We start from the raw sequence: 12,490 nt of genomic DNA, 5'->3' as shown, positions 1-12,490 counted from the left end.
ATGATCCCGCAGGAGATCATCCGGCGTAAACGCGACGGCGACGAACTCGACCCCGCCGATATCCGGTCCTTCATTGCGGCACTCGCGGCCGGTCACCTGTCGGAAGGCCAGATCGGCGCATTTGCCATGGCCGTCTGGTTCAAGGGCATGTCGCGTGAGGAAATCGTCGCCTTGACGCTGGCGATGGCCGATTCCGGCGATCGGCTGCAATGGGGGGATATCGACCGCCCGATCGCTGACAAACACTCGACCGGCGGCGTCGGCGACAACGTTTCGTTGATGCTGGCGCCGATTGCTGCCGCCTGCGGCCTCGCCGTCCCGATGATATCAGGGCGCGGCCTCGGTCATACCGGCGGCACGCTGGATAAGCTCGAATCCATTCCGGGCTATAGGGTCACGCCGGATGCCCGTCTGTTCCACAAGGTCGTGAAGGAGGCGGGATGTGCCATCATCGGCCAGACCGGCGCTCTGGCGCCGGCCGATGGCAGGCTCTATGCCGTGCGCGACGTGACCGCCACCGTCGATTCCATTCCGCTTATCACCGCCTCCATCCTGTCGAAGAAGCTGGCGGCCGGGCTTCAGACCCTGGTGCTCGACGTCAAGGTCGGCAACGGCGCCTTCATGGCCGACCGCGACCAGGCAGAGATCCTGGCGCAGTCGCTGGTCGAGGTGGCCAATGGCGCGGGTGTCAGGACCTCGGCGCTGATCACCGACATGAACCAGCCGCTCGCCGATGCTGCCGGCAACGCCGTTGAAATGCGCAATTGCCTGGATTTCCTGGCCGGTGGGAAAGCGGACACGCGGCTCGAGACCGTCGTTCTTGCCTTCGCTGCCGAGATGCTGGTGACATCGGGCGTTGCCGCGTCTTCTGAGGAAGGTGAGGGGATGGCGCGTCGGGCACTGTCATCGGGGAGGGCGGCAGAGGTTTTTGCGCGCATGGTATCCCTGCTCGGCGGTCCGGCCGATCTCCTTGAAAACCCCGACCGGCACCTCGCCAGGGCGCCGGTGGAAAAGCCGGTCCCGGCCGCCCGGTCCGGCTGGCTTGCCGCCTGCAATGCGCGCGGTATCGGCGTCAGCGTCATCGATCTCGGCGGCGGCAGACGCCATCCGGCCGACCGGATCGACCATCGTGTCGGCTTTTCCGAACTCCTGCCGCTCGGCACCCGCGTCAGCGCGGGGGAACCGATCGCGCTGGTTCACGCCGCCGATGACACAGCGGCGCAAAGTGCAGCGGCCGCGCTTGCCGCGCACTACCGTATCGCCGAGGAAAAGCCGCAGCTGACCCCGGTGATTTCGACCCGGATCTGATGCGGTTTACTGCTTGAGGCTGAGCGAACCATCTGCGACGGAATAGGAGGCGAGCTTCTGCAGGAAGCTCATGCCGACCAGCGTCGTCGTCAGCGCGTCGTCCTTGAGCACGAAGGCTTCGACATTGCGCACGCGAATACCGCCGATTTCGACCCGGTCGAGCATCACATGCGCCGCCTTCGTCTGGCCGTTGGCGGTGTTGACCCCGTAGCGGAAATCGAGCTGGTTGGCCGTGTAACCGAGGCGGCGGGCGAGCGTCTCGTTGAGCGCCACATAGGTCGCGCCGGTGTCGATCAGGCCCTGCACCGGCTTGCCATTGATCCTGAAGCTGCCGGTATAGTGGCCCTGCGCATCCGCCTGCAGGCGGATAGCATTGCCGGCGGAGACCGGCGCGGGTGCGGCGGACTTGTCGCTTTCGGTTGAGATGTAATTGGCGGAGAGAGTGTCGGCGGGCTGCTGGCCGGTGCTTCCGAAGAAGGAAGGCGCCTGTGTGGCCAGCACTGCGGCGATGCTGGCGAATATGACGGTACGCACGAGCATGAAACAGAAATCCTTCCTGTATAAACCCCGCTTCATGCGGGGCCTCATTCTTCAAGCTTGCTACGCCACAAGTGCTGACAAGTTGCTAATACCGACAACAAAAACGGCCCGGAATGAACCACCGGGCCGCAAACTCTTTCGATTTGGTAAAAGAAGACTGAAGTTTATTTGGTGCCGTACATGCGGTCGCCGGCATCGCCGAGACCGGGCATGATATAACCCTTCTCGTTGAGATGGCTGTCGATCGAGGCGGTGAACACCGGAACATCGGGATGGGCGGCGCGGAAGTTCTGGATGCCTTCCGGGGCGGCGAGCAGGCAGAGGAAGCGGATATTGTGGGCGCCGCGTTCCTTGAGCTTGTCGATCGCCGCGATCGAGGAATTGCCGGTCGCCAGCATCGGGTCGACGACGATGATCAGGCGCTCGGCCACGTCTTCAGGCGCCTTGAAGTAATATTCGACAGGCTGCAGCGTCTCGTGGTCGCGGTAGACGCCGATATGCGAGACGCGGGCGGAAGGCACGAGATCGAGCATGCCTTCGAGCAGCCCGTTGCCGGCCCGCAGGATCGAGGCGAAGACCAGCTTCTTGCCTTCGAGGATCGGTGATTCCATTGTCTGCAGCGGCGTCTCGATCGTTGCCATCGTCAGTTCGAGATCACGGGTCACTTCGTAACAGAGCAGTGTCGAGATTTCGCGCAGCAACCGGCGGAAACTGCCCGTCGATGTTTCCTTGCGCCGCATGATGGTGAGCTTGTGCTGCACCAGCGGGTGATCGATGACCGTGACGCCGTCCATGGGGAAGCCTTTCATTCTTTCTGTCGAATGTTTCTTTCACGGAAATCGGCCCGACCGCAAGAGTGGCGGCAAATTTGCACCGATCTTCCCCAGCCTCGCTCAGCATTTGGCTCTCAAAGCCGGGCGAGCAGGACTTTGCGTGTCTCTTCGTCGACGAAGGCCGCCTCGATCGCCGTTCGCGTCATGGCATCGATCTCGGTGTCGCTGAAACCGAAAGCCTCGGCGGCAAGTTCGTATTCCCGCGCAAGCGAGGTGTGAAAGAAAGGCGGATCGTCCGAGCTGATCGTCACCCGCACGCCGGCTTCCTTCAGCCGGCGCAGCGGATGGGAGCCGAAATCGGGAAAGACCCCGAGCGCGATATTGGAGCCCGGGCAGATCTCGAGCACGGTGCCGAGATCGGCTAGCCGCTTCACCAGATCGAGATCCTCGATGGCGCGTACGCCATGGCCGATGCGTGCAGGGCGCACAGCATCGAGCGCGTCGGCGACGCTGAAGGCGCCGCAGACCTCGCCGGCATGGATGGTGAGCCCCAGTCCGGCATCGCGGGCGATATCGAAGGCCCTGCTATAGTCGGCGACGCGGCCCATGCGCTCTTCGCCGGCAAGGTTGAAGCCGGTGATCAAGGGATTGCCGGCTTTTGCCGCATATTCGGCAGCACCGATCACGCTCTCCGGGCCGAAATGCCGCTCGCCGGTGACGATCAGCCGCGCCTCGATGCCGCTCTTTTCCCTGGCCCGCCGGATGCCTTCGCAGACACCTGATATATAGGCGTCGGCGCCGAGACCGATGCGTTTGCCGTGGTCGGGAGAAACGATCAGTTCGCTGTAGATCGTATGGATACCGGCGAGTTCGTCGAGATAGGTTTCAGTCAGGAGCGCATAGTCCTCCTCGGTCCTGTAGACCTCGGAAACCTTGTCATAACATTCGAGGAAGCTTGCGAAATCATGCCAGACGTAGGCTCCGCTGCGCAGCTCGCCGCTGATATCGACACCGTATTTGCGTGCCTGCGCTTCGGTCAGTTCAGGAGGTGCTGCACCCTCCAGATGGCAGTGCAGCTCGACCTTCTTCAAATGCGATGTCACAGAAAATTCCTTCCATGCGGTCCGGCCGGGATGCCGAGATGGCGCGCGATGCTTTCACCAATATCGGCATAGCTGCGGCGCACGCCGATCGAACGCGACCGGATGCCGGGGCCGTAGGCGATGACGGGCACCCGCTCGCGCGTATGGTCCGTGCCGCGCCAGGTCGGGTCGCAGCCGTGGTCGGCGGTCAGCACGACGAGATCGCCCGGCTTCAATTTCTTATGGACTTCGGCCAAGCGTGCATCGAAGGCTTCGAGCGCCGCGGCATAACCCGGCACATCGCGGCGATGGCCGTACATCATGTCGAAATCGACAAAATTGGTGAACACGAGATCGCCGTCGTCGGCCTCGTCGATGGCGGCAAGCGACGCATCCATCAGCGCCTCGTTGCCGTTCGCCTTGATGAGGCGCGAAATCCCTTGATGCGCGAAGATGTCGCCGATCTTTCCCACGGCGTGCACCTGCCGGCCATGTTCGATCAGCCGGTCGAGCAGCGTCGGCTCCGGCGGCAGCACCGAGAAGTCGCGCCGGTTTCCGGTGCGCTGGAAGGTAGGGCTGGAGTGACCGACGAAGGGCCGGGCGATGACGCGGCCGATATTATAGGGATCGAGCAGTCCGCGGGCAGTGCCGCAGAAGGCGAGCAGGCGATCGAGGCCGAAATGCAGCTCATGCGCCGCCACCTGGAAGACTGAATCCGAGGAAGTGTAGCAGATCGGCTTGCCGGTGCGGATATGCTCCTCGCCGAGCCGGGCGACGATCTCCGTTCCGGAAGCATGGCAGTTGCCGAGAATGCCCGGCACGCCTGTCTCCTTGCAGAGTGCCTCGATGAGCTCCGCGGGAAAGGCGTCGCCCTCCGTCGGGAAATAACCCCAATCGAAACTGACGGGTGTTCCCGCGATTTCCCAATGGCCTGATGGCGTATCCTTGCCGCGGGAGATTTCGGTAGCGGCGCCGTAAATGCCGTAGACCTTTTCCGGGATCGGCATGCCGGCCGGAAACCGTCCGGAGGCGGAGCGGGCAATCTGCATCAGCCCGAGTTCCGATAGGTTGGGCAGGGAAAGCGGCCCGCTGCGCAATCCGGCGCGGTCTCCCGCGCCGGCGGCGCAGAACTCGGCAATATGGCCGAGCGTATCGGCGCCCTCGTCGCCATAGGCCGCCGCATCCGGCGCGCCGCCGACGCCGAAGGAATCCAGAACGAAAAGAAAGGCACGCGCCATTTTACACCCGAGAGAGCCGATCGCCGGCCCTGGAAATGTCAGAGGCGGCAGAGGTTCAGCCATATAATGCTGCGGCCGGCTTGGCAAATTCGGGGTGAGGCAAAAGTGGCGTCAGCAGTCGCCGCAGGGTATCGAGTCGCCTTGCCGCTGGCGGTAGAAATAGCTGCGGCTGATGGTGATCGTGCGCATGCCGTCCGGCATGAAGTTCGGGGCAAACAGGAACATCGTATAGGGGATGCTGAGTTCGGTGCGAACCAGGAAGCTGTTCGCCGTCTTCATATCGGACGGCACGTTGGACACTGCGGTATTCTTGGCATAGGGCGCCGTGCCATCCTGCGCCCAGGACCAGAGCACCTTCGCATTGGCGCCGGCGTCGACCGTGATCCCGGTGATCTTCAATGTAAGCGACGTCGAGTTATAGGGCACGAAGATCGAGTTTGCGACCGACGGCATCTGCGCGAGCGCGCTCTTCGTGACGGATTGCTGCTGGGTGACTAGGTCGGCCACCGTTCCTGCGGCGCGTGTCACCCGCTTGCTGACGCTGAGGCCGATTGTGATCTCGAAAGCGCCGATATAGAGCATGACGAGCACGGGGAAGAGGATCGCGAATTCGATCGCTCCGGCGCCCTTGCGGTCTCGGGCCAGCCGTCGCGCCGCCAATACCAGCCTGGTGAACGGGTTGCGAAGCGCCATTATGGATACTGCTCGTTCTGGAAGGCCGCGGTTGCGACGATCAGATAATAATTCGGCATCGAACCATCGGAAGGCCGTATCGTCGTGATGTAAGGCCGGACCAGATCCGTGATGATTTCCCAGCGGTAGTAGGCGCGAACCATGTTGATGGTGCCGGCGCCGCCCGGCGTATATTTGAAGGCTGCCGTATTGATGTCGGCATATTTGGCGGTGGAAAGCTTGGGAATCGTCGTCGGAATGGCCGAGAAGGTGCTGAACGTCTGCACATCCACGTAGAGCTTGCTCGGCGTCGCCACTTCGCTCGTCGAGCAGCGGATCAGAATCGAGATTTCATCGCAGAAAGCCTGACGGAACTGCGTCTTGTTCATATCGGTCGTGCGGCCGAGATTATAGGTGATTTGCCCGGTTCGCATCTTGCGGCTCATCGTATCGACGGCGTTGGAAACGAGTTCCTCGGCGGCAAAGGCGACGAAGGTTTCGAGGATGGCGAAGATCACCAGGAAATAGGGAATGGCGAGCAAGGCGAATTCGATTGCCGCAGCCCCTTCGCGTGAGCGGGCGAGAGCGCGAAACCGCAAGAATCGGAACGGCGCTGGGGAGTGCGCCTTTTCCGTCTTCTGATCAATTGCCGTCATTGCCTGGACCCGAGCGACATTCTCTGTTCGCCACACTAGGGTCCGTTCGTTGATTTTCCGTTTCAGTCTGACGCGACGATTTTAACGAATGGCCGAAGAAGTGAAGGAAGCCGATCAGGGAGAGGTGGCGCCGGCCGCCTGCTGGGCGTGCTGCTCGCAGTTCGGCGTGCAGGACAGCACGGAGCGTTCGGTCTGCCGGTAAACGCGCACCGTATTGCCCTCATCGATCGACACCAGAATACGCTCGTCGAGAATGGCATTGCCATCGGCATCGAGCAGTACCAGATTGGTGGTGCCGAAACTGCGTCCTGTCAGCACGATCGTCTTGGCGTCGGCGACGGTCGCATCGGCAACCTTGGCGTTGCCGACGATGACCTTGCTGACGGGGCGGTCGAGCTTCAACACGCGCGCGTGATCCATATAGACACGCAGCATGTCATCGTCTGCGGCCGCGGAAATTCCCGTAACACCGAAAACGGCGATCATGCCGGCAAAGAATATGGTTTTGCCGCTCGATGACATTTGGTCCTCTTTCACGATCACAGCGCAATATCGCCATAGAATGGAAAAAATTGGTGAACGAAGCCTTAAGCTGGTTGCCTTGTGCCGGAATGAAGCGTGATGACCCAATTTGGCGCGGCGTCGGGAGATGCTCGCGGCGGTTGGAAGTCGAGCCTGTGCTATTTCCGGATGAATGCAGGTGAAATAGCGGGAATATTGTTAAATATTGAGGTAAGCCTGCAAGAAAATACTTACTCTACAAAGGCATGTTGTCTCGTTCACACCTGGTTAACTCTTTTCCTTAAGCCGATGGAAACGCCCATTCGCTAGGTTGCAGTCATCCGATCAACGGCAACAGTTGGCGGACGTGCTGAACATCAACTGGAGTTAGGAGTTACCATGACCAAGCTTTTTAGCCGTTTTCTGAAGGACGAATCCGGCGCGACCGCAATCGAATACGGCCTGATCGCCGCTCTCATTTCCGTAGCGCTCATCACCGGCGCAACGGCCCTCGGCGGCAAGATCGGCAACACGTTTAACGGCTTGAGCACCAAGATGGATGGCGCTCAGACCGCAAGCGGCGGCTAATCATAGCTGCCGTCCGACGGCATCCGCATAATACCGGCCATTGATTTGGCCGAACTATCGAGCGGGCTCACAGGCTGAACGGCCGTGAGCCTTTTCGCATCAAATCAGGATCGGGTATACGCATGATCGCAGCTGCAGTCTTCGTGATACTGCCCCTCTGTCTGGCCATGGCCGCCTTCTCGGATCTGTTCACCATGACGATCCCGAACCGCGTTTCCCTGATCCTCATCGCCTCCTTTTTCGTTCTCGCGCCGCTGTCTGGCCTTGGCTTGCAGGCGATCGGCATGCATCTTGCCGCCGGCGCCATCGTCTTTACCGCCTGCTTCGCTCTTTTTGCCTTCAATGTGATGGGCGGCGGCGACGCCAAGCTGTTGAGCGCCACCGCGCTCTGGTTCGGCTTGAACGAATCCCTTCTTTTCCTGATGACCGATGTTGCCGTGATCGGCGGCTTGATCACCTTGCTGATCCTGCTGGTGAGAGCGCAATCGAACACGATCCTCGCCATTGGCCTGCCGGTGCCGAATTCGGTCCTGCTCGCCAAGAAAATCCCCTATGGCATCGCCATCGCGATTGGCGGATTCATGGCCTTCCCTTCCTCGCCACTCTTCCTCGCCGCATTGGAAAGCCTGAAATAACGGCATTTTAAATGCCTGTTAACTTAAAATGTAAGCGTTCCATTAACCATAATTATACCAATTGCTGAGCATTCTGCAGGGCGAACATATCGTGCCCTGAGGAATGATCGATGAAACCCGCCCGCCTTATAATCCTAGCTGTCGCCCTGGTGGCAGCCGGTCTCGCCGGCTTCCTGGCGATGCAAATGGCGGGTAGTGGCGGTGTCGTCACCCAGGTTCAGTCGGTGATCGAGAAGGAACCGACCGTCAACGTCCTCGTCTCCACCGGCAATCTGGCGGTCGGCGAAAGGCTAAGCGACCAGACGGTTCATTGGATGCCCTGGCCGCAGGGCGGCGTCGTCCCGGGCCTGATCACCGAAGCCGACAAGCCGGACGCGATCAAGGATCTGCAGGGTGCCGTCGTGCGCCTGCCGATCTTCGAAGGTGAACCGATCCGGCCGGAAAAGGTCGCCGATTCCAACAGCCGCATCCTTTCCTCGCTCTTGCCGGCCGGCAAGCGCGCCGTCGCGACCGAGATATCGGTGGCGACAGGCGCCGGCGGTTTCATCCTGCCGAACGACCGCGTCGATGTCATCATGGTCCGCAAGGGCACCGAGGCCAACAAGCTCATCACCGAAACGGTGCTGAGCAATGTCCGCGTCCTCGCCATCGATCAGCAGATCCAGGAAAAGGATGACGGCTCGAAATCGGTTGTGGGAACGACCGCCACGCTCGAGTTGACGCCGGATCAGACGAAGGTCCTCGCCGTCGCCCAGCAGATGGCGGACCGGCTGTCGCTGGCGCTGCGTTCGGTTGCCGACGCGCAAGAGCAGGATACCAGCGCGGCCGACTATCTGCTGAGCGGCGACAACGGCAGTGCGATCATCCAGGTCATCAAATCGGGCGCCATCGTTACCGATGCCGGCGCAGCGCCGAAAGCGGAGTAAGAGGACGTGCAAATGGGCAATTCAAAGCGGCGCGCCGGGCTTCTCCTGAAAGGTTGCCTCTCGCTGGCAGTCGGCGTCTCCGGTATTGCGCCGGCCTTTTTCGCGCCGCTTCTCGGGTCAGGCGAGGCGCGTGCCGATTCTGAAAACCTGGTCCGCATCTCGCAGACTGGCCGCGATGCCCACCGTCGGCTGAAGCTCGGGCTGAACAAGGCGGTCGTCGTCGATCTGCCCGAGGATGCACATGATATCCTCGTCTCCGATCCGACTATGGCCGATGCCGTCACCCGCACTTCGCGGCGCATCTACCTGTTCGGAAAGAAGGTCGGCCAGACGAATATTTTCGTTTTCGGCGCCGGCGGGCAGGAGATCGTCAATCTCGACATCGAGATAGAGCGCGACGTGTCCGGCCTTGAAGTCAATCTCCGCCGCTTTATTCCAGACTCCAACATCAACGTCGAAATCGTCTCCGACAACATCGTGCTGACCGGCACCGTGCGCACGCCGCAGGATGCCACGCAGGCGGCCGATCTGGCGCAGGTGTTCCTGAAGGGCGGTGAAGCGACGACCAGAACCGAAACGGCATCCGGCACCGGCGGCGACAGCTCGGTGGCGCTCTTTGCCGAAGGCCGTCAGTCGTCGCAGGTCGTCAACCTGCTGCAGATCGAGGGCGAGGACCAGGTTACCCTCAAGGTGACGATCGCCGAAGTCCGTCGAGAAGTGCTGAAACAGCTCGGCTTCGACAATCTGGTTTCCAATTCTTCCGGCATGACGGTTGCCCAACTCGGGACCCCCAGCGCCGACAGCGCCGCTTCGACGGTTGGCGGCGGGCTGGCGGCGCTTTTCAAGAGCTCGATCGGCAAATACGACATTTCGACCTACCTCAACGCGCTGGAGCAGGCCAAGGTCGTCAAGACGCTTGCCGAGCCGACGCTGACGGCGATATCGGGCCAGGCCGCGACCTTCAATTCCGGCGGGCAACAGCTGTATTCGACGACCGACAACGACGGCAACGTCACCGTCGTGCCGTTCAATTACGGTATCAACCTCGCCTTCAAGCCGGTCGTGCTCTCATCGGGACGCATCAGCCTTGAGATCAAGACCAATGTCTCCGAACCGGTCGCCGGCAGCGGCAACGCCACCTATCAGCGCCGTTCGGCGGAAACCTCGGTGGAACTGCCCTCGGGCGGCTCAATCGCGCTGGCCGGCCTGATCCGCGACAACGTCTCGCAGACGATGGGCGGCACACCCGGTGTTTCGAAAATACCGCTGCTCGGCACGCTCTTCCGCCAGAAGGGTTTCGAGCGTCAGGAAACCGAGCTCGTCATCATCGCGACGCCCTATCTGGTGCGCCCGGTGGCGCGCAATCAGCTCAACCGGCCGGACGATAATTTCAGCCCCGAAAACGACGGTGCGACCTTCTTCCTCAACCGTGTCAACAAGGTCTATGGCCGCCGCGAGGCGCCCGTGGCCGATGCGCAGTTCCACGGCTCGATCGGGTTCATCTACAAATGAGCGGGGCACGGTCGGCAGCAATGGAAGAGAACAGAGATCAGGCGATGACCCATATCAATTCGACGACACCCCGCCTCGGACTCTCGAAGGCGCTGCTGGCCGCAGCCGGCTTCTCGGCGGTGATCCTTTCCGGATGCGCCGGTCCGCACGACCAGCTGACAACAGGCGGCATTCCCGACGACTATCGTGCCCGCCACCCGATCATCGTGACCGAAGCGGAACAGACGGTCGACATACCGGTGGCTTCCACCGATCGCCGCCTGACCAGCGCCCAACGCGACCTCATCCGCGGCTTTGCCGCAAACTACATGGCCCGCGCCTCGGGTCCGGTTTACGTGCTGTCGCCGCAGGGTTCGCCGAATTCGGCCGCCGCCTATCAGCTGCGCAATCAGGTCCGGGCCGAGCTGGCGAGGAGGGGAATTGCAAGCTCGAAAATCGTCAACACCTCCTATGCCGCGGTCGGCCCCGGCGACGCGGCGCCGATCCGGCTGAGCTTTACCGGCACCACCGCGGTGACCACGCAGTGCGGCCAGTGGCCGAAGGACATCTCGAACGATTTCACCAACCAGAATTACTATAATTTCGGCTGCGCCTCGCAGAACAACCTCGCGGCCCAGATTGCCAATCCGGAAGATCTGGTGGCGCCGCGTGGCATGACCCCGATCGACGCGCAACGGCGCAACAATGCGATTCAGGAATACCGCACGACGACATCGACGATCGAAGAGGTCGCCGGCAGCGACAGCAGCTTCTGAGACGGAACGGGACGATGAGCGCGATCGAATACGAAATCAAAAATCCGAGCGAGCTTCGCCACGCCGAAGAGGCAGTGCGCATGGCGGATCTGGAAAATATGCGGCCGCTGCCGCGCATTTCCGTGCATGCCTTTTGCGAGAGCGAAGCGCTGCAGCAGGTCATGGAACGCTGCGCCAATGACCGGCGTATGGCGAAGGTCAGTATGCGCATCACCAGCGGCGGCATCGCCGCTGCCGCCAATATGTTCTCAGGCGCCCCGACGCCGAACCTGATCATCCTGGAGACCAAAGCGAATTCCGGGAGCCTGCTCGGTGAACTGGCGCCGCTCGCCGCCGTCTGCGATCCGACGACCAAGGTGGTGATCGTCGGCTATTACAATGATATCGGGCTCTATCGCGAACTCATCCGCAACGGTATTTCCGAATATATGGTCCAGCCCGTCGCGATGCCCGATATTCTGGCGTCGATGGCTTCGATCTTCGTCGATCCCGAAGCCGAGCCGCTCGGCCGCAGCATCGCCTTTATCGGCTCGAAAGGCGGCACTGGCGCTTCGACCATCGCGCATAATTGCGCCTTCGGCATTTCCAACCTCTTCTCCACCGAGACGATCCTGGCGGATCTCGACCTGCCCTATGGCACGGCGAACATCGACTTCGATCAGGATCCGGCGCTCGGCATCGCCGAAGCGGTCTTCGCGCCCGATCGTCTCGACGAGGTCTTCCTCGACCGTCTGCTGACGAAATGCTCTGCGCATCTCTCCCTGCTGGCGGCACCCTCGCTGCTCGACCGCGCCTATGATTTCGACGGCCATGCTTTCCAGCCGGTGCTCGATGTCCTGCAGCGCAGCGCGCCCGTCACCGTGCTCGACGTTCCGCATGCATGGTCGGAATGGACACGCTCGGTGCTGTCGAGCGTCGACGAAGTGGTCATCACCGCGGTTCCCGATCTCGCCAATCTGCGCAATGCCAAGAACATGCTGGATGCGTTGCGCAAGATGCGGCCGAACGACAAGCCGCCGCATCTCGTCCTCAACCAGGTCGGCATGCCGAAACGCCCGGAGATTTCACCGTCGGATTTCTGCGAGCCGCTGGAGATCGATCCTATCGCGATCATCCCCTTCGACATCAATCTTTTCGGCAACGCTGCCAATAGCGGCCGGATGATCTCGGAGGTCGACCCGAAATCGCCGACGGCGGAGACCTTTTCGCAGATATCGCACGTCGTCACCGGCCGTGTCGCGATAAGGAAGGCGAAGAAGGGCGGCCTGCTGGGCCTCCTGAAGCGTAAATAGCAAGCAGAACAA

At 61.5% G+C, this 12,490-nt stretch carries 14 protein-coding genes; 7 read left to right on the top strand and 7 right to left on the bottom strand.

Features of this window, described 5'->3' with window-relative positions; translation table 11 throughout:
• The gene (deoA, locus tag ATY75_RS01970) at nt 1-1,308 is read left to right on the top strand and encodes a thymidine phosphorylase (RefSeq protein ID WP_088936273.1); all 1,308 of its coding nucleotides are present in this window, start codon (nt 1-3) and stop codon (nt 1,306-1,308) included.
• A gap of 6 nt (nt 1,309-1,314) precedes the next feature.
• Here deoA and ATY75_RS01965 read toward each other — a convergent pair whose 3' ends face one another.
• From ATY75_RS01965 to ATY75_RS01935, 7 genes are all read right to left on the bottom strand, one after another.
• On the bottom strand, nt 1,315-1,884 hold the full coding sequence (locus tag ATY75_RS01965) for a TIGR02281 family clan AA aspartic protease (protein WP_088936272.1): 570 nt from the start codon (nt 1,882-1,884) through the stop codon (nt 1,315-1,317).
• Between the two features lie 128 nt (nt 1,885-2,012).
• Complete coding sequence (upp, locus tag ATY75_RS01960; protein ID WP_049734167.1) at nt 2,013-2,642, bottom strand: uracil phosphoribosyltransferase; 630 nt, start codon at nt 2,640-2,642, stop codon at nt 2,013-2,015.
• A gap of 113 nt (nt 2,643-2,755) precedes the next feature.
• The gene (locus ATY75_RS01955; protein WP_088936271.1) at nt 2,756-3,724 is read right to left on the bottom strand and encodes an adenosine deaminase; all 969 of its coding nucleotides are present in this window, start codon (nt 3,722-3,724) and stop codon (nt 2,756-2,758) included.
• On the bottom strand, nt 3,721-4,941 hold the full coding sequence (locus ATY75_RS01950; protein ID WP_088936270.1) for a phosphopentomutase: 1,221 nt from the start codon (nt 4,939-4,941) through the stop codon (nt 3,721-3,723). The genes ATY75_RS01955 and ATY75_RS01950 overlap by 4 nt, the downstream gene beginning before the upstream one ends.
• 111 nt (nt 4,942-5,052) lie before the next feature.
• Nucleotides 5,053-5,634: a TadE/TadG family type IV pilus assembly protein gene (locus ATY75_RS01945; RefSeq protein WP_088936269.1), complete on the bottom strand. Its 582-nt coding sequence runs from the start codon at nt 5,632-5,634 to the stop codon at nt 5,053-5,055.
• Complete coding sequence (locus ATY75_RS01940; RefSeq protein WP_064835817.1) at nt 5,634-6,269, bottom strand: TadE/TadG family type IV pilus assembly protein; 636 nt, start codon at nt 6,267-6,269, stop codon at nt 5,634-5,636. The genes ATY75_RS01945 and ATY75_RS01940 overlap by 1 nt, the downstream gene beginning before the upstream one ends.
• A 114-nt stretch (nt 6,270-6,383) precedes the next feature.
• Nucleotides 6,384-6,791, bottom strand: coding sequence for a pilus assembly protein N-terminal domain-containing protein (locus ATY75_RS01935; RefSeq protein ID WP_064835819.1), 408 nt, complete (start codon nt 6,789-6,791; stop codon nt 6,384-6,386).
• Nucleotides 6,792-7,169: 378 nt separating this feature from the next.
• On the opposite strand from ATY75_RS01935, the gene ATY75_RS01930 reads away from it, so the two are divergent.
• The 6 genes from ATY75_RS01930 to ATY75_RS01905 all read left to right on the top strand — a co-directional run bounded on the left by ATY75_RS01930 (nt 7,170) and on the right by ATY75_RS01905 (nt 12,478).
• Nucleotides 7,170-7,358, top strand: a complete 189-nt coding sequence (locus ATY75_RS01930) for a Flp family type IVb pilin (protein ID WP_003571085.1) — start codon at nt 7,170-7,172, stop codon at nt 7,356-7,358.
• Nucleotides 7,359-7,480: 122 nt separating this feature from the next.
• On the top strand, nt 7,481-7,993 hold the full coding sequence (locus tag ATY75_RS01925; RefSeq protein WP_088936268.1) for a prepilin peptidase: 513 nt from the start codon (nt 7,481-7,483) through the stop codon (nt 7,991-7,993).
• Nucleotides 7,994-8,103: 110 nt separating this feature from the next.
• Entirely contained in the window at nt 8,104-8,919 is an 816-nt protein-coding gene (cpaB, locus tag ATY75_RS01920; RefSeq protein ID WP_064835823.1) for a Flp pilus assembly protein CpaB, read from the top strand.
• Nucleotides 8,920-8,931: 12 nt separating this feature from the next.
• Nucleotides 8,932-10,431: a type II and III secretion system protein family protein gene (locus ATY75_RS01915; protein WP_088936267.1), complete on the top strand. Its 1,500-nt coding sequence runs from the start codon at nt 8,932-8,934 to the stop codon at nt 10,429-10,431.
• Nucleotides 10,428-11,186, top strand: coding sequence for a CpaD family pilus assembly protein (locus tag ATY75_RS01910; RefSeq protein WP_088936266.1), 759 nt, complete (start codon nt 10,428-10,430; stop codon nt 11,184-11,186). The genes ATY75_RS01915 and ATY75_RS01910 overlap by 4 nt, the downstream gene beginning before the upstream one ends.
• A 14-nt stretch (nt 11,187-11,200) precedes the next feature.
• Nucleotides 11,201-12,478, top strand: a complete 1,278-nt coding sequence (locus tag ATY75_RS01905) for a CpaE family protein (protein ID WP_064835828.1) — start codon at nt 11,201-11,203, stop codon at nt 12,476-12,478.
• The last annotated feature ends 12 nt before the right edge of the window (nt 12,479-12,490 follow it).

The organism is Rhizobium sp. N122, from assembly GCF_002211295.1.
GTDB lineage: Bacteria > Pseudomonadota > Alphaproteobacteria > Rhizobiales > Rhizobiaceae > Rhizobium.
This window is presented reverse-complemented; position numbering and strand designations above follow the sequence as displayed.

Bases quoted from the DNA above. Each gene is read 5' to 3' on its own strand.
- deoA (WP_088936273.1), top strand. From the start codon at position 1: ATGATCCCGCAGGAGATCATCCGGCGTAAACGCGACGGCGACGAACTC.
- ATY75_RS01965 (WP_088936272.1), bottom strand. From the start codon at position 1,884: ATGAAGCGGGGTTTATACAGGAAGGATTTCTGTTTCATGCTCGTGCGT.
- upp (WP_049734167.1), bottom strand. From the start codon at position 2,642: ATGGACGGCGTCACGGTCATCGATCACCCGCTGGTGCAGCACAAGCTC.
- ATY75_RS01950 (WP_088936270.1), bottom strand. From the start codon at position 4,941: ATGGCGCGTGCCTTTCTTTTCGTTCTGGATTCCTTCGGCGTCGGCGGC.
- ATY75_RS01945 (WP_088936269.1), bottom strand. From the start codon at position 5,634: ATGGCGCTTCGCAACCCGTTCACCAGGCTGGTATTGGCGGCGCGACGG.
- ATY75_RS01940 (WP_064835817.1), bottom strand. From the start codon at position 6,269: ATGACGGCAATTGATCAGAAGACGGAAAAGGCGCACTCCCCAGCGCCG.
- ATY75_RS01935 (WP_064835819.1), bottom strand. From the start codon at position 6,791: ATGTCATCGAGCGGCAAAACCATATTCTTTGCCGGCATGATCGCCGTT.
- ATY75_RS01930 (WP_003571085.1), top strand. From the start codon at position 7,170: ATGACCAAGCTTTTTAGCCGTTTTCTGAAGGACGAATCCGGCGCGACC.
- ATY75_RS01925 (WP_088936268.1), top strand. From the start codon at position 7,481: ATGATCGCAGCTGCAGTCTTCGTGATACTGCCCCTCTGTCTGGCCATG.
- cpaB (WP_064835823.1), top strand. From the start codon at position 8,104: ATGAAACCCGCCCGCCTTATAATCCTAGCTGTCGCCCTGGTGGCAGCC.
- ATY75_RS01915 (WP_088936267.1), top strand. From the start codon at position 8,932: ATGGGCAATTCAAAGCGGCGCGCCGGGCTTCTCCTGAAAGGTTGCCTC.
- ATY75_RS01910 (WP_088936266.1), top strand. From the start codon at position 10,428: ATGAGCGGGGCACGGTCGGCAGCAATGGAAGAGAACAGAGATCAGGCG.
- ATY75_RS01905 (WP_064835828.1), top strand. From the start codon at position 11,201: ATGAGCGCGATCGAATACGAAATCAAAAATCCGAGCGAGCTTCGCCAC.